Raw genomic sequence first — 25,815 nt, 5'->3', positions numbered from 1 at the left:
TTCAATAAGCGATGATTAACCATTAGGATCGATATTCGGATGTGAGAACCACGCATCCGTTTGGACAAATCCGGGGACAAACGGCAGCCTGCAAGGCCTTTTGATTTGAACAAAGTCGAACGACACAGAAACGGGCGGCGCGATCACATGGGCGTCTGGCCGAGATGGCTGGCAGCGTTGATCGTTGCGTTCGCTTTCCTCGCCGCAACTGCTGCCGGCGCCAGCGCTGAAACGCGCTCGCTCAAGCTCTATCACCTCCACACGCACGAAAAGGCCGAGATCGTCTACAAGCGCAATGGCCGCTACGATCCGGCAGGCCTCAGGAAGATCAACATCATCCTGCGCGACTGGCGTCGCAACGAACCGACCAAGATGGATCCGCGCCTGCTCGATCTGGTGTGGGAAGCTTACCGGCAGGCCGGCGCCACCGACTATATCCAGGTCGTCTGCGGCTATCGCTCGCCGTCGACCAATTCGATGCTGCGCAGCCGCAGCCGCGGTGTCGCCAAGGAAAGCCAGCATATGCTGGGCAAGGCGATGGACTTCTACATTCCGGGTGTGCCGCTGAAAAAGCTGCGTAACATCGGACTGAAGATGCAGGGCGGCGGCGTCGGCTACTATCCCTCGTCGGGTTCGCCCTTCGTCCACATGGACGTCGGCAATGTGCGGCATTGGCCAGGCATCAGCCGCCAGGAACTGGTCAGCCTGTTCCCCAATGGCAAGACGCTGCATGTGCCGAGCGACGGCAGGCCGTTGCCGGGTTATGACCAGGCGCTCGCCTCCTACAAGGCGCGCAAGGGCGCCGGTTCTCCTGCCATCATGATGGCCAGCGCAGGCGGCAGCACCAAGAAATCCGGTGGCTTCCTGTCCGCGTTCTTTGGCGGTGGCGGTGAAGACGAAGCCGACGACAGCGCCGATGTCGCTACCGCCGCGCCGCCGCCGAGAAGCGTGAAGCCGGTGCTGGCTGCCACGAGCAACAACAACAGCAATCTGCCTGGCATCGCGATCGTGTCGCCGCAGAACGCCAAGCGCGCCAACATTCCGCAGCTTGCCGACGACAGCGCTGACGATTCGGAGCCGCAGGACACGCCGGAGACGATCATCGCCGCGCTGCCCGCCAAGGAAGTGCCGCTGCCCGCTTTCGCACCGCGGCCGAAGGCCGATGTCGGCGCGCAACAACCTGAGACCGTGCCGTTCGGCGTGGCCGATGCCACCACCGAACAGACGGTGGCGACGGCGCAGGCGCCGGCCAATGTGCCGTTCGGCACGGCCGATGCGAGCAATGCCGACCAGGGGGCCGATCAAGCTGCCGCTCCGGCGCAGGTCGCGGTCAACGTCCCGTTGCCGACCTGGCGTCCCGACCGCTCTTCGCCGCCGGCTGAGCTTGCGCCGCAGGACAAGGGCGTTCTGCTGGCGCTGGCCGATACGGCTGCCCACAAGCAGACCGCAACCGACGCGTTCTCGGTGCTGCCGTCGCAGCGTCCGGACGAGGTCAAGGCGGTTCTCGAACAGGCCAGCGCCGCCGATACAGCCGGTGCTACCGACGACTATCAGGTTGCGTCGCTCGAGCCTCGCTCGGCGTTCAACGATCCGTCAGGTGTCGATGCCGCATCGCCGCGCGGTGCTATTGCTGCCCGTCCCGCCGGTACCGATCCAGCCTCGGTGATCGGCGCCGGCGTCAAGACGACACGCAAGGAAGCAAGGGCTTCGGCTCGCGACCTGAAGCCAGGACCGAAGGCAGTGGTGGTGGCGGCCGAACCGCAGGCGGCGCGCTGGGCGCTGAGCAGCGGCGACAACATCGCCACCGTTTCCAGCCCGACGACTGCGCCGCGCTATGCCTACAACATCGTGCATACGCCGCCGAGCGAGGTCTACACCGCAGGCTTCCAGGCGGACAACCAGATGGCCGATGCCAACCGCTTCACCGGCAATGCCGTAAAATTCCTTTCGGTCGCCCGCTTCCAGACGAAGTAAGGGCGTGACCGGGGCGTTATCGACTCGAAGCCGCGCTGGGCAACCTGTGCGGCTTTTGTTTTTAGCGAGATCTCGAGCACTGGCTTCCATCGCCACAGAATGCTAACCACCAAGCTGCATTCCCGCTTCGTCTAATGGTAGGACAGCGCCCTTTGAAGGCGTGAATCGTGGTTCGAGCCCATGAGCGGGAACCAAAATCTCAACGCGTAGCAAACCCGGTCGGCGCAGCTGGCGGGTTTTGTGCCGAGTGCAATCCGGGAACACTGTGATTTTCCCGGAAAAGCGCGGAGCGTTTCCCTTGGGAATTGCGCAAAGATAAAGTAGCGGAGGTTATTTTCCGAGCTTGCTCGCGGTCTGTGCGAGCGCCTCGATCTCATCCCACTTGCCGGCCTTGACCAACTCGTCCGGCGCCACCCACGAGCCGCCGACGCAGATAACGTTGGACAGGCTGAGATAGTCGGCCGCGTTCTTGGCCGAGATGCCGCCGGTCGGGCAGAATTTCACGTCGGCCAGCGGCGAGGCAAAGGCCTTCAGCGAGGCGATGCCGCCGGATTGTTCGGCCGGGAAGAATTTCAGGAACCGCAGGCCGGCCTCGCGGGCAGCCATGATCTCGCCGGGCGTGATGGCGCCGGGCAGCAAGGGAACGTCGCTGTCCTTGGCCGCCGCCAGCAACTCTCGCGTGATGCCGGGGCTGACGATGAATTTCGAGCCAGCGGCCGCTGCCTCGTCGAACTGCTTGGCATCGAGAATTGTGCCGGCGCCGACAATGGCGCCCTCGACCTCACCGGCGACGCGGCGGATCGCTTCCAGCGCATCGGCGGTTCTCAACGTGATCTCGATTGCCGGCAGGCCGCCGGCGGCTAGCGCCCGGGCGAGCGGGACGGCGTCCGCGACTTTGGCGATCTTCAGCACCGGAATGACCGGCTGGCCATTGAGCAGCGACAGGAGCGTTTCGGTCTTGCTGAGCATTGGCTTGTCTCTCCCTAGGTGATTTCAACCGATTAGCAGAAGGCCGATTCCGAGTCCACGAAACCCGGCCTGCCGCGATGTCACGTGTCGGCCAACGAGCCTGCGGGCGAATACCGACGAAGTGTCCTTAGCTCTGCCTTGAATCCGCTTTGACCACGGTTTAGTGGCTTGGCGATGACCAACCGTGAACCCGTGCGCGTTGCCGCACTCTACAAATTTGCGAGGCTGGGCGACTTCGAGGCGCTGCGGGTCTTGCGCACGCCACTTGCCGCCTTCTGCTGCGGGCGGGGCATCAAGGGCACATTGCTTCTGGCGCAGGAAGGTATTAACGGCACGGTCGCCGGCAGCGAAACCGACATAGCCGACCTGATCGCTTATCTTGAGGCCATCGAGGGTCTTGCCGATCTCGAGGTCAAATACAGCACTGCCGCCGAAATGCCGTTCCATCGCATGAAGGTGCGGCTGAAGCGCGAGATCGTCACCATGGGCGTCGAAGACCTCGACCCGGCGACGGGTGCGGGGACCTATGTCGCGCCGGCCGACTGGAACGCGCTGATCTCGGACCCCGGCACCATCGTCATCGACACACGCAACGCGTACGAAGTGTCGATAGGCACGTTCGAGGGTGCGGTGGATCCACGCACGTCGAGCTTTCGCGAATTCCCGGCCTGGGTGGAAAAACACCGCGACCAACTCGACGGCCGCAAGGTTGCGATGTTCTGCACCGGCGGCATCCGCTGCGAAAAGGCGACGGCCTATGTGAAGTCGCTCGGCTTCGAGGATGTGTTCCATCTCAAGGGCGGCATCCTCAGATATCTTGAAGAGGTGCCGGCCGAAGACAGCCTGTGGCAGGGCGAGTGTTTCGTCTTCGACGAGCGGGTCTCGGTGTCGCATGGGTTGACCGAAGGCGAGGCCGAACTCTGCCGCGCCTGCCGGCATCCGCTGACGCCGGAGGACCGGCTGTCGCCGCATTTTTCCACCGGCGTGTCATGCCCGCATTGCTACGAGGCACGCTCGGATGAGGATCGCACCCGCTATGCCGAGCGCCAGCGCCAGGTCGAACTTGCGCAGGCGCAGGGCAGGGGACATATCGGCAGTTAAGTGCCGCCGACGCCCTGACTGGATCACCACACGACAGAATAGCGGTCGATCACCCACAGCCATGTGCCGTCGGCCTGCCGGCGCGCGATCTCTGAGGTTATCGATCCGTCGGCAAGCCTGGTCGACGTCAACGCGAGGTCGCCGTTGATCGCCGCCGGGCGCTGCTCGCCGCGCTGGAATTTTCGCCCGCTCGCGGCAAAGGCTTCGAACAAAGCGCGGACCGCCTCGTGGCCACGCGTCAATTCGGCTGCTCCGGTGTCGATGACGGCATCGGGTTGGAACAACGCCACCATGCCGTCAATGTCTCCGGCCCACTGCCGGTCGATCAACAAACGTTCCAGATCCTGCGGATCGCGCGCCGGTTCCCGGCCAGGTTGATCGGTCACAGCAAGGTTCCTCCCTCGGCAATGCGGCGGCGACATTAGCGCAAGCCGAGGCCGGTATCGACACACGGATCACCGATTTGCGGCATTGCCGGCGCCGATAGCAAAGCGCGCCTCCGTCATTGTAATGTCAGTGTGCGGGACCTACGTCTGCAACGTCCAAAACCTGCCCGTCCACGTTGGTGCGGGCCCTTTTCTGGAGGCACCATGTTCGACCCCAAGAAGCTTCTCGACGATCTGCTCGGCTCGCAAGTTCCCGGCACAACCGGCACCGTTCGCGACAAGGCCGGGCAGGCTGTGCAGATGGCCAAGGACAATCCGCTGGCCGCCGGTGCGCTGGCCGCGGTGCTGCTTGGAACCGGCACGGGACGGCAGGTCACCGGCACGGCCGTGAAGCTCGGCGGACTGGCTGCGATCGGCGGTCTCGCCTACAAGGCCTACCAGAATTACAAGGCCGGCAATGCACCCGAGCAGGCGCCGGCGGCCGGCCAGCCGGAATTGCTGCCGCCGCCCGCCGACACCGGCTTTCATCCTTCACAGGCGCCACAGGGGGAGGACGAGTTCACGCTGACCCTGGTGCGGGCGATGATCTCGGCGGCCAAGGCCGATGGCCATGTCGATGACGCGGAACGCCAAAAGATCGCCGGCAAGCTCAGTCTGGCCGGCATCGGCACGGAAGCGGAAAAGTTTCTGATGGCCGAGCTGGATAGCCCGCTCGACCTCGATACGCTGGTCGCAGGCGCCAAGACCGATGAGCAGAGGCTCGAGCTCTACACGGCGTCGCGACTGACGATCGACCCCGATACGCGCGCCGAACGCGGCTATCTCGACCTGCTCGCCGGCCGGCTCGGCCTGCCGGATGCGCTCGTCGATCATGTCGAGGCGACGGTGTCGGCGGCCAAGGTGCCGGTTCCGTCAGGCACGGCGCCGAACCCGCGCTGGTAGACAACGCAGCCGCGGCGGGAAAAGCGTTAACTGCTCGTTTACCGAGGAAGCGCATGATTTTAGTCAGTCGGATCGGCTTTTCCTCCTCCCAAGCCCGGTTCAGATCAGGGGGCGGTCGCCAATGACCGCCCTTTTTGTCGGACCGATCACATAAAGCGCGTGGCGCTTCATGTTTTTGTCCTGATGCATGTCGTTCTCTCAGAACCGGGGCCACTTTTGAGCGACATGCATTAGTGTCCGACTTGCCATGATCGCCTTCATTTGCGATGGGTCGGTGCATTCGGATGCACCCCGATCTGTGCCGGGATGCGCGGCGCGCAGGAGCAAAATCCATGACAGCCTTCCCAGAGAAAACCGCCATCGTCACCGGCGCCGGCACCGGCATCGGCAAGAGCGTCGCCACGGCGCTGCTGAAGGCGGGCTGGAACACGGTGTTTTGCGGCCGCCGCAAAGCGGTGCTCGACGCCGCCATTGCCGAAGCCGGGAAAACGGACGCCAAGGCGCTGGCGGTTGCCTGCGACATCAGCAAGGCCGGCGAAGTCGATGATCTGTTCGAGACGGTGGCCGCAGCCTTCGGCCGCGTCGACCTGCTCTTCAACAATGCCGGTATGAGCTACAAGTCGACGCCGATCGACGAGATACCGGTCGAGGTTTGGAACGATATTGTCGGCGTCAATCTCACCGGATCCTTCCTGTGCGCCCGCGCCGCCTTCGGCGCCATGCGCAAGCAAAAGCCGATGGGCGGCCGCATCATCAACAATGGCTCGGTGTCGGCCTATGCGCCACGGCCGGGCTCGGTGCCCTACACCGCGACCAAGCACGCCATATCGGGGCTGACCAAGACGCTGGCGCTCGACGGCCGGCCTTATGATATCGCCTGCGGCCAGATCGACATAGGCAACGCGCTGACCGATATGGCGCATGCCATGACGGTCGGCGTGCCGCAGGCCAATGGCACCATCGCCGCCGAAGCGGTGATGGACGTCCAGCGCGTCGCCGACGCAGTCGTCCACATGGCCAGCCTGCCGCTCGACTCCAACGTGCTGTTCATGACGGTGATGGCGACCAAGATGCCGTTCGTTGGGCGTGGGTGAACAGCCGAAGGCCTACTTCTTCAAAAACGCCTCGATCCGCTCCAGCGCGTGCAAGATGTTCTCTTCGGAATTGGCGTAGGAGAGCCTGATATAGCCTTCGCCTAAAATGCCGAAATCGGGGCCGCCGATCAGCGCCACGCCGGCATCTTCGAGCAGCGCCGAGGCAAGTTTCTTCGCCTTCCAGCCGGTCTTCGAGACATTGGGGAAGGCATAGAAGGCGCCCTTGGGCGTGATGCAGGAGACGCCGGGCAGCGCGTTCAGGCCCTCGACCACGATCTTCCTGCGGTTGTAGAAGGCGCGCATCATCTTGTCGACATCGTCCTGCGCGCCGTCGATGGCGGCGATGCCGGCGAACTGGCTCGGCGCGTTGACGCAGGACCAGCAATTGACCGCCAGCTTGCGGACCTTGTCGTAGAGATGCCCGCCCTTGTCGCCATTCGGCCAGATCGACCAGCCCATGCGCCAGCCGGTCATCGCCCATGTCTTCGACCAGCCGTTGAGCACGATCAGCCGGTCGCGAATTTCCGGAAAATTGAGCAGCGAAAAATGCGTCTCGCCGTCATAGGTCATGACGTCGTAGATTTCGTCGGAGAGGATAGCGACCTGCGGATGCGCTTGCAGTCCCTTCACCAGCTTCTCGATCTCGGCGCGCGGCGTGACGCCGCCGGTCGGGTTGGCCGGTGAGTTGAGGATTAGCAGTCTGGTCTTCGACGTGATCAGCGCCAGCGTCTCTTCTGCCGAGAAGGCAAAGCCGTTCTCCTCGCGGATCGGCACCGGAATGGGCGCGGCGCCGGTGAACTCGATCATCGAGCGGTAGATCGGAAAGCCTGGGTCTGGATAGAGGATCTCGGCGCCGGGTTCGCCGAACATCAAGATGGCCGCGAACATGGTCGGCTTGCCGCCGGGCAGGATCATTACATTCTCGGGCGAGACCTCGACGCCGGTGGTGGTCAGCGTGCGCCGCACCACCGCTTCGCGCGTCGCCAGCAGGCCATTGGCCGGGGTGTAGCCATGGTGGCCGTCGCGCAGCGCCTTGATCGCGGCCTCGACAATGTGCTGCGGCGTTTTGAAGTCGGGCTGGCCGATGCCGAGATTGACGATGTCGCGGCCCTGTTGAGCCAGTGCGGTCGCCCGCGCCAGCACGGCAAAGGCGTTTTCCTCGCCGAGACGGTCGAAGGCCGAAATCGTGTGGAGCATTTTTCCCGTCCGTGTGGTTCTTGCTGTTAGGTCGCGTTTTTGCGAGCGTCTGCTCACAAAAGTCAAACGGATTGGAGTTTTGCGTGTCGGAAAATCTCAAAGATTGGCAAGCGCGTCCGCGGCCCGAGCGCAAGCCCATTGACGGCCGCTATGTCCGGCTCGAACCGCTGAGCGCCGAAAAGCACGGCGATGGGTTGTACGAGGCGTCCTCCGTGCCCGACATCGATGGACGCTTTGCCTGGCTGCCCGACTACCCGCCACAAACCCGCGCCGATTTCCAGCCATGGCTAGACAAGGTCGAGGCGAGCGAGGATCCGCTGTTCTTCGCCGTCATCGACAAGGCCAGCGGCAAGGTCGCCGGGCGACAGACGCTGATGCGCATCGATCCCACCTATGGCGTCATCGAGATCGGCAACATCTATTGGGGGCCGCTGATCTCGCGCAAGCCGGCAGCGACCGAAGCGCAGTTCCTGTTCATGAAGTACATTTTCGACGGGCTCGGCTATCGCCGCTACGAGTGGAAATGCAACAACCGTAACGACCCTTCGAAGCGCGCTGCGGAGCGGTTCGGCTTCAAGTTCGAGGGCATTTTCCGCCAGCATCTTGTGGTCAAGGGTGAAAACCGCGATACGGCATGGTACTCGATCATCGACAAGGAATGGCCGGCGCTGCGCAAAGCCTATGAGGCATGGCTCGATCCTGCCAATTTCGATGGCGAAGGCCGGCAGAAGCGGCGGCTCGAGGATTTCCGCGCCGAGTTCGGCGCGTAACAGGAGTTTTTTCCGATGGCGCACAGCCATGATCATGGTTTGCATGCTGGGCATGGCGCCGGCCACGTGCATGGCTCGACCGACAAGAAGCGTGTGCTGATCGCAGCCTGCCTGACCGCCGGCTTCATGGTGGCCGAAGGGCTTGGCGGCCTTTTGACGGGATCGCTGGCGCTGCTGGCCGACGCCGGCCACATGCTCGCCGACTCGATTGCGCTTGGCCTTGCCTGGTACGCCTTCCATCTTGGCGGGCGGCCGGCGACGGTGCGCCTCACCTACGGCTTCGGCCGAGTCAAGACGCTGGTTGCCTACACCAACGGCATTGCCATCTTCGCGATTGCGCTGTGGATCGTCTACGAAGCCTGGGGCCGGCTGATGACGCCGGCGCCGGTGCTGGGCGGGCCGATGCTGGTGGTGGCGATCGCCGGCCTTCTGGTAAACTTCGCCTCGTTCTTCGTGCTGCATGGCGGCGACCACGACAGCCTCAACATGCGCGGCGCCATCCTGCATGTGCTGGGCGACCTGCTCGGTTCGGCGGCGGCGATCGTGGCGGCGCTGGTCATCCTGGCCACCGGCTGGACGCCGATCGACCCGATTCTGTCGGTGCTGGTCTCGGTGCTGATCCTGTCCACCGCATGGTCATTGATGCGCGAAGCCGCCCACGTCCTTCTCGAAGGCGTACCGGCAAGCCTCGACCGCGACATCATCGCCAAGGACATTGCCGGCACCGTCAAGGGCGTGCGCGAGGTGCACCATATGCATGTCTGGTCGCTGGACGGCTCCAGCAACATGGCGACGCTGCATGCCTGCCTCAACGATGGCGTCGATCCGCACCAGGCGGTCAGCGCCATCAAGAAGCGGCTCGCCGCCGAACACGGCATCAGCCACGCGACGGTCGAACCGGAATTCGGCCAGTGCGCCGACAGCCATGACGAGCACGATCATGACCACGACCATGGTGCGCCACCGCATCACGGCCATTATCACTGACAGGGAATTTCATGGCATTGGCATCCGAGTTGACGAGTTCCCGCTGTGGCGGGACGGCATGATGGATCGCGACACGCGAAACGCGCTGATTGCCGCAGCCTGGATCATGCTGCTGTTCGGCATCGCGGCGTTCTATCTGCCGACCGTGATGCTGGCCGTCGGCAATGTCTCGACCGTACTTGCCGGCATCGTCGGCATCGCCTTCGTGCTGGCATTCTTTCTGGTGTTCTGGTTGCGGGGCCGCAGCCAGAACAAGGGCAAATAAGAGGCTTTGAAATGCGCATCCTGATTACTGGCGCCGCCGGCATGGTCGGCCGCAAACTTGTCGACCGGCTGGCCAAGGACGGCACGCTCAACGGCCGCAAGATCACCGGGCTCGACCTGCACGACATCGTGCCGCCGCAGGCGCCGGCGATGGACGGCGTCAGCATCGCCACGCATACCGGCGACCTTGCCGACGCCGGTGCTGCCGAGAGCCTGGTCGCCTCACGCCCCGACGTCATGTTCCATCTCGCCGGCATCGTGTCGGGTGAGGCGGAAGCCAATTTCGATCTCGGCTACCGCGTCAATCTCGACGGCACACGGGCGCTGTTCGACGCCGTGCGGCTGGCGGGCTTGTCGCCGCGCCTCGTCTTTACCTCGTCGATCGCGGTGTTCGGCGCGCCGTTCCCGGATGTGATCCCGGACGATTTCCACCCGACGCCGCTGACCTCCTACGGCACGCAGAAGCAGATGAGCGAAGCGCTGCTTGCCGACTATTCCAGGCGCGGCTTCTTCGACGGCATCGGCATAAGGCTGCCGACCATCTGTGTGCGGCCGGGCAAGCCGAACAAGGCGGCTTCGGGCTTTTTCTCCGGCATCATCCGCGAGCCGCTCGCCGGGCAGGAGGCGATCCTGCCGGTGCCGCGTTCGGTGCTGCATACCCATGCCAGCCCGCGTTCGGCGGTGAACTTCCTGATCCATGCCGCTGGGCTCGACGGTGCCGCTGTCGGGCCGCGCCGCAACCTCACCATGCCCGGCGTTGCCGTCACCGTCGGCGAGCAGATCGAGGCGCTGGAGCGCACTGCAGGCGCCGAGGTGGCGAGCCTGATCCGTGAGGAGCCCGACGAAACGATCTGGGCGATCGTCAAGGGCTGGCCGACGCGCTTCGAGGCGCGCCGTGCAAGGGACCTCGGCTTCAGCGCCGAAAACAGTTTCGATGAAATCATCCGCGCTCATATCGAGGATGAGCTGGGCGGAGATATCGCGGGTCAGGCCTGACCCGCCGAGGTCACACAGCTCCGGACAGGCTCGCCGACAACAGCAACAGCCCGAACAGGAAGACGAAGGCGGCGCCGCCGATTTCGACGACTGTGTGGATGCGGTTGCCCATGCGGCCATCGCCGGCGAAATAGACCGCCCAGTTCTTGGCTGTCACCGCGATCGTCGCCAGCGCCGAGACTGTGATGGCGGTGCCGATCGACATCGCCAGCACCGAGAGCAGGCCGCCGAGCCACAGGCCGTTGAGCAGCGCGAAGCTGAGCACAATCAGCGCGCCGGAGCAGGGACGGATGCCGACGGCGGCTACTGCCGACCAGGCCGTGCGCCAGTCGAAGCGATCGCCCGACAGCAGCGCCGGATCGGGCGCATGCGAATGGCCGCATGTGTCGCAGACCTCGCCGGCTGGGTGATCGTGAGCGGCGTGATCGTGATGGGCGTGGTCGTGATGGGAATGATCGTGCGTGTCGTCGTAGTGCGCTGCGTGATGATCATGCGAATGGTCGTGATGCACATGCAAGGCGTGCGAATGCGCCTGCGCCGCGTGGCTGTGACCGGCATGCGAATGGCCGCTATGGGAATGACCGGCGTGGGCTGCCGACAGGCTGTAGGCGGGCGCCCTGCCGAACCAGCGCTGGACCGTGGGCCCAAGCTTGCGCCACAGCAGCCAGGCGCCGAACAGAGTGACGAAGACATAGCTCATGATCTCCATGAACCAGGCTGCGTCGGTCATCGAGATGGCGGTGCCGCGCAGGACGAAATAGGCAAGCAGCATCACCAGGATCGCGGTCAGGCCCTGCAGCAGCGCCGAGACGAAGGACAGCAGGATACCGCGCCTGAGCGCCACTTCATTGGCCACCATGTAGGACGAGATGACCGCCTTGCCGTGGCCGGGGCCTGCGGCGTGGAAAATACCATAGGCGAAGGACAGGCCGATCAGCAGCCACATCTTGCTGCCGTCCTCGCGCATCGCCTTCATCGCGGTGGCCAGTGCGCGGTAGAATTCCTGCTGGCGCAGATTGATCCACATCAGGATGTGGGCGAACGGGCCGGTGGTGGGCGCCATGCCGTCATTGACACCGATGCCGAGTGAACTCTGGGCATGGGCCTGCCCGAGAAAGTGCGTCATCAGCAGGGCAGCGGCCACGAGGCCGAATGCCAAACGCAGGGACGTTTTCATCACCGGATCTATCCTTCTGGCGGGCAATTCAGTTCGAGCTTGGTGGCGAAGATCTTGCTCATGTCGGTGCCTGTCGGGTCGTTGAAGAACGCGTCCGTCAGGGTCTTCTGGTTTTCCTTGATCGCCTCGTCTGGATCCGGCCGGATGACGCTCTTGGTGCAGTTCGAGGGCAGGCCTTCCACGGTGATGTTGCTATCCTCGGTGAAGTCGATCGCTGTGTAGAAGGTTGGATCGTAGACGCCGAAATCGATCTTGCCGGCGAGCTTGATCGGCACCTTGGGTTCGGATTCGAACAGGATGATCAACTGGTCGTTGTCGAAATTGGCCATCAGATGCGGTGGCGGCGTCATAGGCACGTCCTTGCCGTCGACGGTGACGAGCTGGAAATAGTTGAATTCGGCCAGCGAGGCATGAACGGTGTCGGCGACATCCTTCAGCTCCTTGTCGTCAAGCTTCAGGTCGGAGTTCTTGTCGAACTCCATCATCACCGTACTCGAAAACAGATCATCGAAACGCCAGAGGTGACGCAGCGCTTTCACACTTTGGTGATCCGGCGAGAGGATCACGTCGAGGCGGGCCTCGGCGAAGACATGAGGATGCGCGCCAGCCGCTCCGACGGAGGCAAAAGTCGTCGCCAGGGCCGAAGCCAGCATGATTGCGTGCCGTTTCAGATGCATTCTCGGTCGCTGTTCCATCGGCCTCGGAGAGATTTCGAGAGGTTACCAGAAACGGGGCGAAATTGGGACCGCGGCACGGCAGGACCGGCTCAAGCGCTCTCGCGGTTCCTGAACCATTGCACCAGGAAATCGACGAAGACACGGACCTTGGCCGGCAGATAGCGGCGGTGCGGGTAGACGGCGAAAATGCCGCTGCCCGACTGGATGCGGTCGTCGAGCAAGGACACCAGCAGCCCGGATGCGAGGTCGGGCGCGGCGATGAAATCCGGCAGGATGGTGAAGCCCAGACCGGACACGGCGGCGGCTCGCGCGGCCATCGGGCTGTTGACCTCGATCGGACCCGATACGTTGACACTGACTGACTCCTCGCCATCGCCCCTGAAGCGCCAGTTGGCGAGCGAGCGGCCATTGGTGTCGACGATGCAGGGCAAGTTGGCGAGATCCTGCGGGCGAGTCGGCTTGCCGTGCTTGGCGATCAGCTCCGGCGAGGCGCAAAGCTTGATCGAAAACGGCCCCAGGCGGCGGGCGATCAGCGATGAGTTCTCCAGGCGCGAGATGCGCACGGCAAGATCGAAACCTTCCTCGACCAGATCGACAAAACGGTCGTCGAGATGGATGTCGAGCACGATGTCGGGATGCTGTTTGGCGAAGTCGATGAGCGACTGGCCAATCGGCGCATCGGCGAAGGTGCGCGCCGCCGACAGCTTGATCCTGCCGCGCACGTCGCCGGAGGATTCGCGCACGGCGTCGGCCAGGCTGTCGACCTCGCGCACGATTTCCGAAGCGCGGCTGTAATAGGTATGGCCGGCCTCGGTCAACGAGAACTGCCGCGTGGTGCGGTTGAGCAGCAGCGCGCCGAGTTCGTCCTCGAGTTCGCGCACATATTTCGACAGCAGCGCCTTGGAGCGACCGATCTTGCGCGCGGCCGCCGAAAAGCCTTCGGCCTCGACGACGTCGATGAAGGCGCGCATGCGGGTCAGTGTATCCATCATCAGGCCTTTCGTGCCGCATCGAGAATTCGCCGGCCGAGCCGTATCAGGGCAATGTCGCTGCCGGGAGGGCCGAGCAGCGAGAGGCCGAAAGGGGCACCGTCAACCGAGCCCAGCGGCAGGGTGATTTGCGGGAAGCCTGAAAGACCCGAAAGGCACAAAAGATGCAAGGCCCTTTCGCGGTAGGCCTGGAGCTGCTGCGGCTCGCTTTTGACCAGAGGTGCGGGGCCTGGAACGGTGGGCAGGACAAGAAACCCGTCCTGGCCGAGCAGCGCGGCTAGCTCGGAGCGGAACGTCAAGCGGCGCACCGCCTCGGCCCGCGCGGTCTTTTCGTCGATTGTCCGGCCGAAACCAAAGCGCTCCTCGACGCCCGGCCCGAGATCGCGCTCGCCCGAAATGATCCAGGCGCCATGCTGCTGCCAGGCCTCGGCGGCCTGGAGGCGGCGAAAGCACCAGTAGAGCTCGTCGGGGAAGGAGGCGAAGCTGTATTCCACCGGCGCCGGCTCGCCGACAAGGCCGGCCGCCAGCGCTCTCATCCCGGCGTATTCGGCTCCCTCGGCCGGGCCGGCGACGAAGGCGTCCAGCCAGCGGATCGACAGCGGCCGGTTGAGCGGATGCTGGTGCGGGTCGCGGCCAAGCAGCAATTTGCCGATCGTCTCATAGGTTTCGATGTCGTCGGCGAACCAGCCGAATGTGTCGAAGCTCGGCGCCAGCTTCATCGTGCCTTCGAGCGAAATGCGGCCATGCGTGGTGCGCAGCCCGATCAATCCGCAAAAGCTCGCCGGGGCGCGGATCGAGCCGCCGGTGTCGGAGCCGGTGGCGATGTCGGCAAGCTTGCCGGCCACCGCCGCGGCCGATCCGGAGGACGAGCCGCCGGTGACGCGGTCGGGGGCAGCCGGGTTCACCGGAAACGGAAAATGCGCGTTCTGGCCCATCAGCGAGAAGGCGAACTCGTCGGTCTGCGTCTTGCCGATGAAGCGCGCGCCGGCGTCGAGAATCACCTGCACGGCCGGTGCCGTGCTGGACGCGGCATGCGCCTCGTCGAACTTCACCGGATTGCCGCAACCGGTGCGGTAGCCGGCGACGTCGTAAATGTCCTTCACAGCCAGGCGCAGCCCGGCCAGTGGCCCCAGTTCCGCATTGGCCACCGGCATGCGACGAAGGTCGAGGAAGGCGTTGAGCGGGCCGTGCGTGCCTGTCATCGTTCGATATCCGTATACGGTTGGCGAAGCATTGTTCGATGGCAGGAATTTTACAACCTGGGATACGATTTTTATTGATTGTGAAATCTTTCGACCCTATATCGCGCTTGCCCAAAGTCGCACGTGCCTGTGGGTGTCCGCCGATCCTCGAATGGTGAGGGAAATCGGTAAGGTAACTGGAGCTAACCCCTCCAGTCGGTCTAGCGGCCAACCGCCAGCCCGAGGACACCTTGAAGCAACGACGGTGCGGGCCTTTCTGGTGTTCTGCCGGTCGTCCAAAGACCGGGGTTACTGAAGAGGCACACCTTCATTGCCGGCAGTGCGGACGGGTCTCCCATCCAAGCCAAGGCAGACAAAGCGAACCGAGGCCGGGCAAGGCCAAGGTTCACCGCCGCGAGATGGCGTTTCATGGTTCCGGGGTCTCCACCGGCTGGTTCCATGGATTTCCGTCCCGCCTTTGTTTGACCGCGTGTTCGCGAGGCCGAAAGCCCGCGTCCCGCAGCCTTATTGCGCGCCGCAAGGCGTTAATGGAGAGACCCCGATGGCCACTCAGCGCATCCTCGACTTCCTCGCCACCCGACGTCCGTCCGGCCCCTGCCTCGTCGTCGACCTCGATGTCGTGCGCGACAATTTCCGCGCCTTCGAAAAGGCGCTGCCCGATTCCCGGATCTACTATGCGGTGAAAGCAAATCCGGCGCCGGAAATCCTGCGCCTGCTTGCTGCGATGGGCTCGTCTTTCGACACCGCTTCCGTTGCCGAGGTCGAGATGGCGATGGACGCCGGTGCGCCGGCGGACCGTATCTCCTTCGGCAACACCATCAAGAAGGAGCGTGACATTGCACGCGCCTACCAGCTCGGCATTCGGCTGTTTGCCGTCGATTGCATCGAGGAGGTCGACAAGATCGCCCGCGTCGCTCCCGGCGCCCGCGTGTTCTGCCGCGTGCTGACCGACGGCGAAGGCGCCGAGTGGCCGCTGTCGCGCAAGTTCGGCTGCGTGCCTGCGATGGCCGTCGACGTCCTGCGCCATGCCAGGACGCTCGGCCTCGACGCCTATGGCGTGTCGTTCCATGTCGGCTCGCAGCAGACCGACCTGACGGCGTGGGACCGTGCGCTGGCCGACGCCAAGAAGGTGTTCGCCACGCTCGCCGACGAAGGCATCGTCCTCAGGATGGTCAATATGGGCGGCGGTTTCCCGACGCGCTATCTGCGTGACGTGCCGGCGGCCCAGGCCTATGGCCAGGCCATCTTCTCGGCGCTGCGCAAGCATTTCGGCAATGCGATCCCTGAGACCATCATCGAGCCGGGTCGCGGCATGGTCGGCAATGCCGGCGTCATCAAGTCGGAAGTCGTGCTGATCTCGAAGAAGGCCGAAAACGACAATGTGCGCTGGGTGTTCCTCGACATCGGCAAGTTCGGCGGTCTGGCCGAGACGATGGACGAGGCGATCCGCTATCCGATCGTCACCCGCCATGACGGTTCGGAGACCGCACCTTGCGTGCTCGCCGGCCCGACCTGCGATTCGGCCGACGTGATGTACGAGAAGACGCCGTATCCGCTGCCTCTGTCGCTGACCATCGGCGACGATGTGCTGATCGAAGGCACCGGCGCCTACACGACCACCTACTCGGCGGTCGCCTTCAACGGCTTCGAGCCTCTCCGATCCTACGTGATCTGACGGCTTCGGCCTTCAGATCACCTCAGACGGACGTTTGCGTCCGCTCGGGTTCGCCTGTGGAACAAGCTCCGCTCGTGAAGGATCGCGGAAATGGACATTGTAAATTACATTGACGGCATTGGATTCTCCCCCTCGAGGGGGGAGATTGCCGGCGCCATTCCCATCGTCGCCGAAACTGCGGCAGACATTGCATCGCGTGAAGCGTTGCTCGATCGCGCCATGGGGCCGATGCGGCGCAAGAAATCGTCGGAGAAGCTGCGGCGTGGCCGCCGGCCTTCCGAAGGTCTCGCTTTTGTCGTGCGGGATGCCGCCGGCGCGGTTGCCGGCACGGTGCGGCTGTGGGACGTACGTCTGGGCGAGGGCGGCCCGGGAGCACTTCTGCTCGGACCGCTCGCCGTCGATCCGGCGCTGAAGAACGCCGGCATCGGCTCGGCGCTGATGCGCCATGCTTTGGCCGAGGCCGCGCGTCTCGGCCATGCCGCGGTGCTGCTGGTCGGCGATGCGCCTTACTATGGCCGCTTCGGCTTCTCGGCGGAGAAGACCGGCGCGCTCGCCATGCCTGGTCCGTACGAGCGGCACCGCCTGCTGGCGCTGGAACTGATCGATGGTGCGCTCGACGGCGCGCGTGGCACGCTGAGGGCTGCAGGTCGCAAGCTCAAGGCACAGAGGCTGTCGCTGGCCGCCTGATTGTCCAAAAACAAACGCCGCCGGTCCTTTGCATTTCAGCGAGGGCGGCGTTTTGTTTTTGCGAAGGGCTCAGCCGATCAGTTGGCTGAGCGCCATGGCGACCGACATATCGCCTTCGACCTTTATCTTGCCGGACATGAACGCCATGGTCGGGTTGAGGTCGCCGGCGATCAGCGAATCCAGATCGTCGAGCGACAGCTTTATGGTGCAGTCGGTCGGCGCGTCGGTGGTCGAGACGGTTGCGCCGTCGATGACGATGACGCCGTTGCTGCCGGTATCGAACTTCACGGAATGTTCGAACCCGGCGCTCGCCACGCGCGACCTCATCTTCTCGGCAATGTCCTGAACGCTCATGACTGTTCTCCTGGTCTCGTTGCGTTTTGCCGCGCTTCAGTGACCGGCGTCCGCCGAGTCGCTGTCTCGCGCGTGCCGCGATCCTGGTCGCCTGGCGCATATAGCTTCGAGTTGACGTAAACGTCAACGCGCGATGCGTCATCTCGTTTCAGTCGGAAGGAATGCGGCAGAGAACATTCGCCCTGCGACGAAGGTTAGTGTTCAGCAGCGGGCTTCGCCGCCTCGGCCTGGGCCGATTCCGCCGGGGCCGGTTCGGTCGGCGTGGCCGGATCCTTGCGGCGGCGCATGGCGTTGTCGCGGATTTCGTCCTTGGTCAGGAAGTTGACCTGGTCGATCAGCACTTCATGCACCAGGTCGGCGCCGACGCGGGCGTTGACGGTGTCGCGTATGGCCTTGCGGAAGGCATCGAGATCGATGGTTTCCTTCTTGGTGAAGTCGATCTGAGGATTGGAGTAGAGATAGGAATAGACCTGATCGGTCATCAGCGCTTCGGCCGGAATCGACATCTTCTTTATCTCGGCCGGCTCGACCGTGTAGACGAGCTTGGTGAGGAAATAGCCGTCGATCTTGGAATCGCGGATCAGCGGCACCGAGATGATGTCGGTCTTGACGTAGTCGAGGCCACCCAGCATCGGTTTCGGCGTCTCGCCGACGCCGCGCTCACCGGCCGCCTGGAACGAATAGAACACCGCGCCAAGCGTGGCGGCGCAGATCCAGATCGCGGCAGCGATGAATTTGATCACCGGTTGTTCCCGCCTGTTGCCGAGATCATCAGCTCGCCCAACCGAATTCGCCGGCCGAATAGGTGCCGTCGGCTTCGGCGCGCTGAATGGCGTTCTTCAACAGCGTGGCGACTTCGTTGACCGCGTTGAGGTGGGCGAGGATTGCAGCCTCGTTTTTCGCGAGCTTCTGGCGCAGCCGCGCCAGACTGTCGCGATGCTGTTCCAGGAATTCGATCTCGTTGGCGCCCTTCATGGCGCGGGTCAGCTCATAGAGGTAGCGGCTCTTGCGGGCGTTGGAGGCCTTGAGGTCATAGCTGGTGTCGTTCTTCAAACCGGCCGTCTCTTCCTCGACCGCTTCCTCGATGCGGCCGATGATGGCGGCAAGGTTGCCCGGCCGTGCAAACGGGATCGGCGCTTCGGACGTACGCGCCGGCAGGTTGGAAGAGTATTTTGAAAAATCGGCCATTGAAAATCCTGGTCTAGATCTTGATTTCGGTTTTGATGGTCGTCTCGTCGCCGGTCATCGACCGTGCGGCCTTGCGCTGCAATTCCTCGACCAGCGAGGTGGACAGCCGGGTCTGCTGGTCGATCTCGGTCTTGTGCGGCCCGGTTGACACCGGGCCGATCGGCACGGTGCGCTTGCCGTCCTTGTAGTGGTCGGCGAGCAGCGATTTGGCGATGCCGATCCCGCCGCGCTCGGCCATGACGTCGGCGACACGCTCGGCAAGCTGCGATTTCCACATGTCGCCGGCCAGCCCCTTGCCGTAGACGCCCTCGGTGTCCTTGGGCAGCATGTTTTGGATGAAGGTCTGCAAGACCATCGCCTCGAACTTCTTGAACTTGCTGGCGGGATCGGCATTTGCGGCGGCCTTGTCGGCGGTAGCGCGCGACAGGATCGAGCCGGCATCGACCGAAGCAGCCATGTCGACAGAAAAATTACCGCCAACGCCGTTGGCCCGCTTGGCCAGCGCGGCACGGGCAGCCTCGATATCCGTCGGGTCGACGGCTCGGGCAACATCGAGAACGATGTCGCTGGGTGGAGAAATCGCCAAGAAAGTCCGCCTCTTTGCCGGGTTTCCTGAGCGACCATGCCGCAACAAGCTTGTGGCAGGCTTGCCGGTTTGAAATCCTTCGCCGGATGCTGGGCCATTGCTATCAGCAGCGGCAAGTCCGGCTGGGTCGATGCGATCTGGTCGTTTGCGGTGGGCGCTGCCGGCGTCGCCATGGTCAGATCGTAGGTGGCGTAGGCGCAGAGGCCGAACACGGCGCCGTACACCCAATACAGCCCGCCGCACGGAACGAAACCGAACGCCGTCCGCAAGTGACGCGGCTTTAACTTTCGATTATTCCTGCCCGCGCCTCTGCGCGATCAGATCGAGCCGGTCGCGGTCGGAGCGTTCGCGTTCGTCCTGTCGGCGCACGTCCTTGTAGGCGCGCTCGACCATGTTGGTGCGCGCCGTCGCAGTGGCGATGAGCGTGACCTCCTGCCTGGCGCTTTCCAGGCTCGCTTCCTGCCGGACCAGCGCATTGGCGATGCGGCGATGGTAGAGGTCAGGGAACAGCACCGCCATCGACTGGTCGGCGTCGAAATGCTGGACAAGTTCCCTGGCCTCGGTTTCGGCGGTTGCCGCTGCCGCCAGGAAGGCCGCATGGCGCGTCTCGTGCAGGGCCTTCAACTGCTCCTGCACCTTGACCAGTTTCTTCAGCCGTTCCTTGCGCGTGCTCATCTCACCTCGCCAGCGTCAGGTCGACAAAGCCGTCGACGAACAGCGACAGCATGGTGCCGATGGCGAAGTAGAAGATGATCATGCCGCCGGCGATGACGAAAGGCAGCGAGATAAAATAGACCGGGATCTGCGGCGTCAGCTTGTTGACGAAGCCGATCGTCAAATTGACGAGAATGGCATAGGCGATGAACGGGCTGCCGAGCCGGATGACCAGGAAGAAGGCGTCCGACACCGTGTCGGTGAGATCGACCAGGGCGGCCTGCGGATTGAAGAAGACGTTGACCGGCGCCACCGTGTAGGAGGCGACCAGAGCGCGGATGATCTCGTGGTCGAAATCGAAGACGAAGAGCAGCAGCAACGCTGAAAACGAGATGATGGCGGCGAGAGCCGCCTGCGGTTCTGGCTCCTCGATGGCGGGGCCGCCGGTGCCGCCATAGCCGATCAGCATGGCGATGGCCGAACCCATGAAGCGCAGAGCCTCCATGTAGAGCCTCGTCATCGCGCCGATCAGCCCGCCGACCAAAAGTTCGGAGATGATCATCGGCGCCAGCACCTGCGGACGCGCATCGACGAAGGGAAAGATCTTGTCCCACAGGAAGGCGAGCAGGCCACCGGTGGCGGCGATCGACACGAACAGCCGGACCTGGACCGGCACGCGGGCGCTGGACAGGCCCGGCATCAGCATGAAGCAGGCGCCGATGCGACAGAAGGCGAGGAAGGCGGCGATGACGACGCCTTGCGACAGTATGTTCACGAGATCGTCCCGAGCACCTTGATCTCGACGCCCTTGGCGATTTCGACATGGGAGAGAACGGGAAGCGTCGTGAACAGGCGCTCGATGATCATGCGCACATAGGGGCGAGCATCGGGCGCGGTGACGAGGACAAAACGCTCGCCGGCCTCGAGATGCTTGCGGATCGCCTTGGTCGCGTCCTGGCCGAATTCCTCCAGCTGGCGCGGGTCGATGTCGAATTCGCGCACCTCGCCCTTGGCGTCGCGCTTGAGGCTCTGGTGGAAGGCGAGGTCCCAGCGGTTGCCGAGGCGCAGCACCTTGAGCATGCCGCCCTCGGAGAGATCGCCGCAGATCTGCTGGGCCATGCGGATGCGGACATGCTCGACGATCTGCTCGGTGCGGCGCACATGCGGCGCGATCTCGGCGATAGCCTCGATGATCAAATGCAGGTTGCGGATCGATACGCGTTCGGCCAGCAGCAATTTCAGCACCGCCTGCAGGCCGGGATAGGAGATGTGCGAGGTGCAGATCTCGTCGGCGAGCTTGCGGTATTCCGGATCCTGGCGCTCGAGCAGCGCCTTCATGTCCTTGTAGGACAGAAGCTGCGGCAGGTTGTTGCGGATCACCTCGGACAAATGGGTGAGCAGCACCGACATGTTGTCGGCAAAGGTATAGTTCTCGCGCTTCAGATCCTCGGCGAAGGTTTCGAGCACCGAGAAGGCGCGCATGCCGAAGGCCGGCTCGCGGATTTCCTCGCCGGGAACGTCGGGCAAATCCCGGTTCCCCAGCAGCACCATGATCTCGCCGACGCGCATCTGGTATTCGGCGACGACGGTGCCGTGGACCTTGATCTGATAGCTTTTCGGCGGGATGCCGAAATCGTCGGCGACGCGCACTTCCGGCACGACGAAGCCGTATTGCGTGGCAAATTTCTTGCGCATCTTGGCCATGCGGAACACCAGTTCCTGATGCGACACCAGCAGCCGCGTCGACAGCTGCTTGCCGATCAGAAGCTCGATCTCGGCGGTGGTCAGCGAAGCCTTGACCGAGTTCTTCTCTTCCTCGACTTTGTTCGCCTTCTCCAGATCCTTGATCGCTTCGGCGGCGGCAGCCTCGCGGTTGGCGCGCATCGGGATGACGTAGCCAAGACCGGCCATGCCTGCAGCCAGCGTGAAGAACGGGAAGAACGGCAGGCCGGGCATCAGGCCGAGCAGGACGAGCAGCGAGGCCGCGACATAGAGCGCGCGCGGATGCGCGCCGAGCTGGCCGAACACCGCCTGGTTGGTCGAGCCGCGCGTGCCGCCCTTGGACACCAGCAGGCCGGCGGCGAGCGAAACGATAAGCGCCGGGATCTGGGTGACCAGGCCGTCGCCGACCGACAGCTTGATGAAGACATCGGCGGCTTCGCCCATGCCCATGCCGTGCCTGATGTAGCCGATGGCGATGCCGCCGACGATGTTGATGGCGGTGATGATGAGGCCGGCAATGGCATCGCCGCGCACGAATTTCGAGGCGCCGTCCATCGAGCCGAAGAAGGACGATTCTTCCTCGAGTTCTCTGCGGCGCAGTTGCGCTGTCTTGTCGTCGATCATGCCGGCGGACAGGTCGGCGTCGATCGACATCTGCTTGCCGGGGATAGCGTCGAGGGTAAAGCGGGCGCCGACTTCGGCAATACGGGTGGCGCCCTTGGTGATGACGATGAAGTTGACTACGATCAGGATCATGAAGACGATCAGGCCGATGACGAAATCGCTGGCCATCACCAGTTTGGAGAAGCCGGCGATGACATAGCCGGCGGCGTGCGTGCCCTCATTGCCATGCGACAGGATCATGCGCGTGGTGGCGATGTTGAGCGACAGCCGCAACATGGTGGCGATGAGCAGCACGGTCGGGAAGGACGAGAAATCGAGCGGCCGCTGGATCCACAGCGCCACCATCAGGATCAGCACCGACAATGCGATCGAGAAGGCGAGGCCGATGTCGATGAGGAAGGCCGGGATCGGGAGGAACAGCACGGCCAGGATGATGACGATGCCGATGGCGAAGAAGACATCGCGGCCGTTCTTGGCCACTGTTCCTGTCGCTAAGCTTTCGCTGACTGCCATGTCGTCCCCAATCACAAGCCTGCCGAGCACGCGACAGCCCTTCGAGCCTAACCGGTCAAGCTTGCGCGAGGGTGGGAGGACTGGTTAGTTGCCAGGACGACAGAGGCCTTGAGGAGAGAGATCATGCTGGTGATCATCGGCACCATTCGCTTGCCGGCGGAACGGCTCGACGAGGCAAGGCCGGCCATGCGGCGCATGATACTGGGCAGCTGGGCGGAGCCCGGCTGCATCGAATACTCCTACGCGCAGGACGTGCTCGACGCCGGGCTCATCCATGTAATCGAGGTGTGGAGCGACAGGGCCGCGCTCGACGCGCATTTCCGCTCGCCTCACATCGCCGATTGGCGGGCGAGCTGGGCATCGCTCGGCATAGGCGAGCGCAACCTCATGCTCTACGAGGCCGGCGAGCCGAAGCCGATCTGAGGACCGGGCACAGTCAAGAAGGCGTAGGCCCAAGAAAGTCTAGCAGGCGTTGACCTGTCTGCAGGACCATCCGCCGCCATCGGTATCGTGGCAGTCTTCATAGCTGCCGTAGCAGGTGTTCGTCGAATTGCGATACCAAGGGTAGCCGCCAGGACAGCAAACATCTTGTTGTGCAGTCTGGATAAATTCCTTTGCCGGCCGGCTTTGGTTTTCCGGATTGCCTCCCGCCAAAAAAAGAGACATCGGGTGTGACACAACAGACCTAACCGGCATATCCATGCTTGAATTGCTCACCGCAGACGAGCTCAAAAAAATCATGCCAACAGCTAATGAAAAAAATCCCCGCGCACTCATCTTCTCCTCCTTGAGGGAAATGGAGACGGCCAAAAATAACACAGCTGCGTCGATTGCGTAAGCGATCGCTCATATACCTCGACACGCTCGCGGGGAATTGAAGCGGGGCGGCAAGCCTGACTGCGCCTCAGCGCCAGAATGGCGCCGCAAGCAGCCGGCATTATGTCGGCGTGCTGATCGTCGCCGAACTGCACAGCGATCCGTTCGATGGTGAGACGCCGGTGCTGGCGCCGGCCAAATTCCGGCATGCGGTGCTGGTGCCGACCATGAACGTCCAGTCCACCGCCGAAACCATCCAGCGCGCCGTCGCGGAGGAACTGGCGGTGGTCGAGAATTTCGACAACCCGGCCGTTGTCGGGCTTTTGACCGAGGGCCATCTGATACGGCGCTACGCCGAGGAACTCGACAAGGCGCGGCGCGACCTGTCGGGCGAAGACTAGGCCTCGGCCGGCATCTTAAATGTCCCTACTCGGCGCTTGCCACGTGTACAGTGTCACTGTACAAATTGTTCAGTGGGAGAAAAAGACGGGATGAGCACCGACCAGGCTCCGGTCAAGAATGGCGTCGCCTCGACGGCGACGCATGCCCATCAGATGCTGGGCCAGCGGCTGAAGAGCCTGCGTCTCGGCCGGCGGCTTTCGCTGCGCGAACTCGCCGAGCTGACCGGGACCAGCGCCAGCTTCATCAGCCAGCTCGAGCGCGGCCTGACCGGCGCCAGCACCGCCTCGCTCAACCAGATGGCCTCGGCGCTTGGGGTGAGCGTGGCGATGCTGTTCGAGGATAGTGCCGCCGGGCAGCGCGGGGTCTTGCTGCGCAGCGAGCGGCCGAGCCTGCCGCCCAGCGACGGCTGCCGCAAGATGCTGCTCTCGCGTCCCCCTTTAAGCGACATGGAAGTCTATGTCGGCGAGTTCGAAATCGGCGGCTCGACCGGCCCAGCGCTCTACACCCATGGCGACGCGCACGAGATGCTCGTCGTGCTGCGCGGCATCGTCGAGGTTTCGCTCGGCGATGTCAGGCATGTGCTGGAAGAGGGCGACAGCATCGAATACGCGACATCGACAGCACATCGCTCAGAGAACATCGGCAGTGGCCGAGCCGAGGTGATGTGGATCATTGCGCCACCGACTTCGGTGCGCGCCGAACTCGATCAATACAGGGCCTGGAAACCGCTCGCAGCCAGGTAGGTTCAATCCATGCGGGTCAAATGGGAGAACAATAATCATGCTGAAAACAAGACATCTTGGCCTTGGCGCCGTGCTGGCGCTCGGCGTTCTGGCAACCGCAGCGTTCGCGCAGGAAAAGCCTGTCGCGGGTGAGGTCAAGGAAGGCTCGCTCAAGGGCAAGACGCTGACGCTCGTCTCCTATGGCGGCATCTACCAGGACGGCCAGGCCGCCGCGCTCAAGGAGTTCGTCGAAAAGTCCGGCGCCACGCTGCTCAATGACGGGCCGACAGAGATCGCCAAGCTGCAGGCGCAGGTCGAATCCGGCAACGTCACCTGGGACGTCGTCGACACCGCCGACCTGCCGCCTTACGTCTATTGCGGCAAGCTGTTCCAGAAGCTTGATTTCAGCAAGCTTGACGTCTCCAAGGTGCCCGAGGGCCAGGTCGGCGAATGCTCGGTGCCGGCCATGAACTACGGCGTCGTGCTGATGTACAACAAGGAGAAGTATGGGGATAACCCGCCCAAGAACTGGGCCGATTTCTTCGACACGGCAAAATTCCCCGGCACGCGCGCGCTCGACGGTTCGGGCGACCCGACGGGCGGCCTGCTGGAGCAGGCGTTGAAGGCGTCTGGCGGCGACCCGAAGGCGATGACGGCGGCCGACATCGACAAGGCCATCGATGTCATCCGCAAGCTCGGTCCCGACACGATCTATTGGAAGACCGGCGCTGAGTCGCAGCAGCTTGCCGAATCTGGCGAAGCCGACATGCTGATGATGTGGACCGGACGTGCCATGACGGCGGTGAAGAACGGCGCCAAATATGCGCCGGCCTGGCAGGACTGGCTGGTGGTGATGGACCAGATGACCATTCCGGTCGGCGTCAAGGATACGGATGCGGCTTATGCGCTGCTCAATGCCTATCTCGGCAAGGGGGCGCAGGAGATCCTGGCGCAGCAGACCTCCTATACGCCGATCAACAATGACGCGCAGCCCAAGGTCGATGCGTCGGTCGCCGCCTTCCTGACCAACACGCCCGAGCGCCAGAAGCAGGGTTACAAGCAGAACATCAAGTTCTGGGTCGAGAACTTCCCGGTGGCGCAGGAGAAGTGGTCGGCGCTGATGGCAGGCAACTGAACAGCCAAGTGA

Annotated in this window: 29 protein-coding genes and 1 tRNA gene; 15 read left to right on the top strand and 15 right to left on the bottom strand. The window is 63.5% G+C overall.

Going from position 1 to position 25,815, the window contains the following annotated elements; all coding sequences use genetic code 11:
• The first annotated feature begins 147 nt into the window (after nucleotides 1-147).
• Nucleotides 148-1,974 (top strand): DUF882 domain-containing protein, encoded by a 1,827-nt coding sequence (locus X756_RS163315; RefSeq protein ID WP_023728404.1) that lies wholly within the window; start codon nucleotides 148-150, stop codon nucleotides 1,972-1,974.
• Between the two features lie 120 nt (nucleotides 1,975-2,094).
• A tRNA-Gln gene (locus X756_RS163320) sits at nucleotides 2,095-2,168 on the top strand.
• 136 nt (nucleotides 2,169-2,304) lie between these two features.
• On the opposite strand, the gene X756_RS163325 is transcribed toward X756_RS163320, so the two are convergent.
• Nucleotides 2,305-2,943, bottom strand: coding sequence for a 2-dehydro-3-deoxy-phosphogluconate aldolase (locus X756_RS163325; protein ID WP_023728403.1), 639 nt, complete (start codon nucleotides 2,941-2,943; stop codon nucleotides 2,305-2,307).
• Between the two features lie 174 nt (nucleotides 2,944-3,117).
• Here X756_RS163325 and X756_RS163330 point away from each other — a divergent pair, with 174 nt between their 5' ends.
• Nucleotides 3,118-4,044, top strand: a complete 927-nt coding sequence (locus tag X756_RS163330; protein ID WP_023728402.1) for a rhodanese-related sulfurtransferase — start codon at nucleotides 3,118-3,120, stop codon at nucleotides 4,042-4,044.
• 23 nt (nucleotides 4,045-4,067) lie between these two features.
• On the opposite strand, the gene X756_RS163335 is transcribed toward X756_RS163330, so the two are convergent.
• Nucleotides 4,068-4,430: a nuclear transport factor 2 family protein gene (locus X756_RS163335; RefSeq protein ID WP_023728401.1), complete on the bottom strand. Its 363-nt coding sequence runs from the start codon at nucleotides 4,428-4,430 to the stop codon at nucleotides 4,068-4,070.
• 204 nt (nucleotides 4,431-4,634) lie between these two features.
• Between X756_RS163335 and X756_RS163340 the strand changes: the two genes are divergently transcribed.
• The gene (locus tag X756_RS163340; protein ID WP_023671935.1) at nucleotides 4,635-5,372 is read left to right on the top strand and encodes a tellurite resistance TerB family protein; all 738 of its coding nucleotides are present in this window, start codon (nucleotides 4,635-4,637) and stop codon (nucleotides 5,370-5,372) included.
• 332 nt (nucleotides 5,373-5,704) lie between these two features.
• Nucleotides 5,705-6,466 (top strand): SDR family oxidoreductase, encoded by a 762-nt coding sequence (locus X756_RS163345; protein ID WP_023728400.1) that lies wholly within the window; start codon nucleotides 5,705-5,707, stop codon nucleotides 6,464-6,466.
• A 12-nt stretch (nucleotides 6,467-6,478) separates the two neighbouring features.
• Here X756_RS163345 and X756_RS163350 read toward each other — a convergent pair whose 3' ends face one another.
• Nucleotides 6,479-7,663, bottom strand: a complete 1,185-nt coding sequence (locus X756_RS163350; RefSeq protein WP_023728399.1) for a pyridoxal phosphate-dependent aminotransferase — start codon at nucleotides 7,661-7,663, stop codon at nucleotides 6,479-6,481.
• An 83-nt stretch (nucleotides 7,664-7,746) separates the two neighbouring features.
• On the opposite strand from X756_RS163350, the gene X756_RS163355 reads away from it, so the two are divergent.
• Genes X756_RS163355 through denD form a run of 4 tightly spaced genes read left to right on the top strand, consistent with a single transcriptional unit; the run spans nucleotide 7,747 to nucleotide 10,680 of the window.
• A complete protein-coding gene (locus X756_RS163355; protein WP_023728398.1) occupies nucleotides 7,747-8,433 on the top strand; it encodes a GNAT family protein in 687 nt (228 codons plus the stop codon).
• 15 nt (nucleotides 8,434-8,448) lie between these two features.
• Nucleotides 8,449-9,420 carry a cation diffusion facilitator family transporter gene (locus tag X756_RS163360; protein WP_023728397.1) on the top strand — a complete coding sequence of 324 codons (972 nt, stop codon included), beginning with the start codon at nucleotides 8,449-8,451 and terminating at the stop codon, nucleotides 9,418-9,420.
• A gap of 58 nt (nucleotides 9,421-9,478) precedes the next feature.
• A complete protein-coding gene (locus tag X756_RS163365) occupies nucleotides 9,479-9,685 on the top strand; it encodes a hypothetical protein (RefSeq protein WP_023686390.1) in 207 nt (68 codons plus the stop codon).
• Nucleotides 9,686-9,696: 11 nt separating this feature from the next.
• The gene (denD, locus tag X756_RS163370) at nucleotides 9,697-10,680 is read left to right on the top strand and encodes a D-erythronate dehydrogenase (protein WP_023728396.1); all 984 of its coding nucleotides are present in this window, start codon (nucleotides 9,697-9,699) and stop codon (nucleotides 10,678-10,680) included.
• Between the two features lie 10 nt (nucleotides 10,681-10,690).
• On the opposite strand, the gene X756_RS163375 is transcribed toward denD, so the two are convergent.
• The 4 genes from X756_RS163375 to X756_RS163390 form a co-directional block, all read right to left on the bottom strand.
• Nucleotides 10,691-11,869 (bottom strand): nickel/cobalt transporter, encoded by a 1,179-nt coding sequence (locus X756_RS163375; RefSeq protein WP_023728395.1) that lies wholly within the window; start codon nucleotides 11,867-11,869, stop codon nucleotides 10,691-10,693.
• A complete protein-coding gene (locus X756_RS163380; protein ID WP_023671926.1) occupies nucleotides 11,866-12,534 on the bottom strand; it encodes a DUF1007 family protein in 669 nt (222 codons plus the stop codon). The genes X756_RS163375 and X756_RS163380 overlap by 4 nt, the downstream gene beginning before the upstream one ends.
• A gap of 89 nt (nucleotides 12,535-12,623) precedes the next feature.
• Nucleotides 12,624-13,523: a LysR family transcriptional regulator gene (locus X756_RS163385; protein ID WP_023686387.1), complete on the bottom strand. Its 900-nt coding sequence runs from the start codon at nucleotides 13,521-13,523 to the stop codon at nucleotides 12,624-12,626.
• Between the two features lie 2 nt (nucleotides 13,524-13,525).
• Nucleotides 13,526-14,725, bottom strand: a complete 1,200-nt coding sequence (locus X756_RS163390) for an amidase (protein WP_023728394.1) — start codon at nucleotides 14,723-14,725, stop codon at nucleotides 13,526-13,528.
• Nucleotides 14,726-15,266: 541 nt separating this feature from the next.
• On the opposite strand from X756_RS163390, the gene odc2 reads away from it, so the two are divergent.
• Both odc2 and X756_RS163400 read left to right on the top strand, forming a co-directional pair.
• Nucleotides 15,267-16,400, top strand: a complete 1,134-nt coding sequence (gene odc2 / locus X756_RS163395; RefSeq protein ID WP_023728393.1) for an ornithine/lysine decarboxylase — start codon at nucleotides 15,267-15,269, stop codon at nucleotides 16,398-16,400.
• A 90-nt stretch (nucleotides 16,401-16,490) separates the two neighbouring features.
• On the top strand, nucleotides 16,491-17,087 hold the full coding sequence (locus tag X756_RS163400; RefSeq protein ID WP_023728392.1) for an N-acetyltransferase: 597 nt from the start codon (nucleotides 16,491-16,493) through the stop codon (nucleotides 17,085-17,087).
• A gap of 69 nt (nucleotides 17,088-17,156) precedes the next feature.
• Here X756_RS163400 and X756_RS163405 read toward each other — a convergent pair whose 3' ends face one another.
• From X756_RS163405 to flhA, 7 genes are all read right to left on the bottom strand, one after another.
• Nucleotides 17,157-17,441: an SCP2 sterol-binding domain-containing protein gene (locus tag X756_RS163405; RefSeq protein ID WP_023683274.1), complete on the bottom strand. Its 285-nt coding sequence runs from the start codon at nucleotides 17,439-17,441 to the stop codon at nucleotides 17,157-17,159.
• A gap of 194 nt (nucleotides 17,442-17,635) precedes the next feature.
• Nucleotides 17,636-18,184, bottom strand: coding sequence for a hypothetical protein (locus X756_RS163410; protein WP_023683275.1), 549 nt, complete (start codon nucleotides 18,182-18,184; stop codon nucleotides 17,636-17,638).
• Nucleotides 18,185-18,212: 28 nt separating this feature from the next.
• The gene (locus X756_RS163415; protein ID WP_023671919.1) at nucleotides 18,213-18,629 is read right to left on the bottom strand and encodes a hypothetical protein; all 417 of its coding nucleotides are present in this window, start codon (nucleotides 18,627-18,629) and stop codon (nucleotides 18,213-18,215) included.
• Between the two features lie 13 nt (nucleotides 18,630-18,642).
• Nucleotides 18,643-19,215: a rod-binding protein gene (locus tag X756_RS163420; protein ID WP_023683276.1), complete on the bottom strand. Its 573-nt coding sequence runs from the start codon at nucleotides 19,213-19,215 to the stop codon at nucleotides 18,643-18,645.
• Between the two features lie 291 nt (nucleotides 19,216-19,506).
• A complete protein-coding gene (locus X756_RS163425; protein ID WP_023728391.1) occupies nucleotides 19,507-19,890 on the bottom strand; it encodes a hypothetical protein in 384 nt (127 codons plus the stop codon).
• A 1-nt stretch (nucleotide 19,891) separates the two neighbouring features.
• Nucleotides 19,892-20,644 carry a flagellar biosynthetic protein FliR gene (gene fliR / locus X756_RS163430; protein ID WP_023691740.1) on the bottom strand — a complete coding sequence of 251 codons (753 nt, stop codon included), beginning with the start codon at nucleotides 20,642-20,644 and terminating at the stop codon, nucleotides 19,892-19,894.
• On the bottom strand, nucleotides 20,641-22,728 hold the full coding sequence (gene flhA, locus X756_RS163435) for a flagellar biosynthesis protein FlhA (RefSeq protein WP_023671908.1): 2,088 nt from the start codon (nucleotides 22,726-22,728) through the stop codon (nucleotides 20,641-20,643). Before flhA ends, fliR begins: the two co-directional genes overlap by 4 nt.
• Before the next feature lie 123 nt (nucleotides 22,729-22,851).
• Between flhA and X756_RS163440 the strand changes: the two genes are divergently transcribed.
• Nucleotides 22,852-23,151 (top strand): putative quinol monooxygenase, encoded by a 300-nt coding sequence (locus X756_RS163440; RefSeq protein ID WP_023691739.1) that lies wholly within the window; start codon nucleotides 22,852-22,854, stop codon nucleotides 23,149-23,151.
• A gap of 39 nt (nucleotides 23,152-23,190) precedes the next feature.
• Here the strand turns inward: X756_RS163440 and X756_RS1000000168535 are convergent, their stop codons facing one another.
• A complete protein-coding gene (locus X756_RS1000000168535) occupies nucleotides 23,191-23,505 on the bottom strand; it encodes a hypothetical protein (protein WP_155921527.1) in 315 nt (104 codons plus the stop codon).
• Between the two features lie 170 nt (nucleotides 23,506-23,675).
• On the opposite strand from X756_RS1000000168535, the gene X756_RS163445 reads away from it, so the two are divergent.
• From X756_RS163445 to X756_RS163455, 3 genes are all read left to right on the top strand, one after another.
• Nucleotides 23,676-23,945: a hypothetical protein gene (locus X756_RS163445; RefSeq protein ID WP_023728390.1), complete on the top strand. Its 270-nt coding sequence runs from the start codon at nucleotides 23,676-23,678 to the stop codon at nucleotides 23,943-23,945.
• A gap of 90 nt (nucleotides 23,946-24,035) precedes the next feature.
• Nucleotides 24,036-24,689, top strand: a complete 654-nt coding sequence (locus tag X756_RS163450) for an XRE family transcriptional regulator (protein ID WP_027049833.1) — start codon at nucleotides 24,036-24,038, stop codon at nucleotides 24,687-24,689.
• A 37-nt stretch (nucleotides 24,690-24,726) separates the two neighbouring features.
• Nucleotides 24,727-25,803 carry an extracellular solute-binding protein gene (locus X756_RS163455; RefSeq protein WP_023728389.1) on the top strand — a complete coding sequence of 359 codons (1,077 nt, stop codon included), beginning with the start codon at nucleotides 24,727-24,729 and terminating at the stop codon, nucleotides 25,801-25,803.
• Nucleotides 25,804-25,815 lie beyond the last annotated feature (12 nt).

Origin of the sequence: Mesorhizobium sp. LNJC405B00 (assembly GCF_000502615.1) — a bacterium.
In the GTDB taxonomy this organism is placed as follows: Bacteria; Pseudomonadota; Alphaproteobacteria; order Rhizobiales; family Rhizobiaceae; genus Mesorhizobium.
Note: the sequence above shows the minus strand (reverse complement) of the source record. Positions and strands in the feature narration are given on the sequence as shown.

Bases quoted from the DNA above. Each gene is read 5' to 3' on its own strand.
- X756_RS163405 (WP_023683274.1), bottom strand. From the start codon at position 17,441: ATGAGCGTTCAGGACATTGCCGAGAAGATGAGGTCGCGCGTGGCGAGC.
- X756_RS163380 (WP_023671926.1), bottom strand. From the start codon at position 12,534: ATGCATCTGAAACGGCACGCAATCATGCTGGCTTCGGCCCTGGCGACG.
- X756_RS163425 (WP_023728391.1), bottom strand. From the start codon at position 19,890: ATGAGCACGCGCAAGGAACGGCTGAAGAAACTGGTCAAGGTGCAGGAG.
- X756_RS163385 (WP_023686387.1), bottom strand. From the start codon at position 13,523: ATGGATACACTGACCCGCATGCGCGCCTTCATCGACGTCGTCGAGGCC.
- X756_RS163360 (WP_023728397.1), top strand. From the start codon at position 8,449: ATGGCGCACAGCCATGATCATGGTTTGCATGCTGGGCATGGCGCCGGC.
- flhA (WP_023671908.1), bottom strand. From the start codon at position 22,728: ATGGCAGTCAGCGAAAGCTTAGCGACAGGAACAGTGGCCAAGAACGGC.
- X756_RS163455 (WP_023728389.1), top strand. From the start codon at position 24,727: ATGCTGAAAACAAGACATCTTGGCCTTGGCGCCGTGCTGGCGCTCGGC.
- odc2 (WP_023728393.1), top strand. From the start codon at position 15,267: ATGGCCACTCAGCGCATCCTCGACTTCCTCGCCACCCGACGTCCGTCC.
- X756_RS163345 (WP_023728400.1), top strand. From the start codon at position 5,705: ATGACAGCCTTCCCAGAGAAAACCGCCATCGTCACCGGCGCCGGCACC.
- X756_RS163400 (WP_023728392.1), top strand. From the start codon at position 16,491: ATGGACATTGTAAATTACATTGACGGCATTGGATTCTCCCCCTCGAGG.
- X756_RS163365 (WP_023686390.1), top strand. From the start codon at position 9,479: ATGATGGATCGCGACACGCGAAACGCGCTGATTGCCGCAGCCTGGATC.
- X756_RS163315 (WP_023728404.1), top strand. From the start codon at position 148: ATGGGCGTCTGGCCGAGATGGCTGGCAGCGTTGATCGTTGCGTTCGCT.
- X756_RS163415 (WP_023671919.1), bottom strand. From the start codon at position 18,629: ATGGCCGATTTTTCAAAATACTCTTCCAACCTGCCGGCGCGTACGTCC.
- X756_RS163440 (WP_023691739.1), top strand. From the start codon at position 22,852: ATGCTGGTGATCATCGGCACCATTCGCTTGCCGGCGGAACGGCTCGAC.
- X756_RS1000000168535 (WP_155921527.1), bottom strand. From the start codon at position 23,505: ATGAGTGCGCGGGGATTTTTTTCATTAGCTGTTGGCATGATTTTTTTG.
- X756_RS163325 (WP_023728403.1), bottom strand. From the start codon at position 2,943: ATGCTCAGCAAGACCGAAACGCTCCTGTCGCTGCTCAATGGCCAGCCG.
- X756_RS163450 (WP_027049833.1), top strand. From the start codon at position 24,036: ATGAGCACCGACCAGGCTCCGGTCAAGAATGGCGTCGCCTCGACGGCG.
- X756_RS163390 (WP_023728394.1), bottom strand. From the start codon at position 14,725: ATGACAGGCACGCACGGCCCGCTCAACGCCTTCCTCGACCTTCGTCGC.
- X756_RS163330 (WP_023728402.1), top strand. From the start codon at position 3,118: ATGACCAACCGTGAACCCGTGCGCGTTGCCGCACTCTACAAATTTGCG.
- X756_RS163340 (WP_023671935.1), top strand. From the start codon at position 4,635: ATGTTCGACCCCAAGAAGCTTCTCGACGATCTGCTCGGCTCGCAAGTT.
- X756_RS163350 (WP_023728399.1), bottom strand. From the start codon at position 7,663: ATGCTCCACACGATTTCGGCCTTCGACCGTCTCGGCGAGGAAAACGCC.
- denD (WP_023728396.1), top strand. From the start codon at position 9,697: ATGCGCATCCTGATTACTGGCGCCGCCGGCATGGTCGGCCGCAAACTT.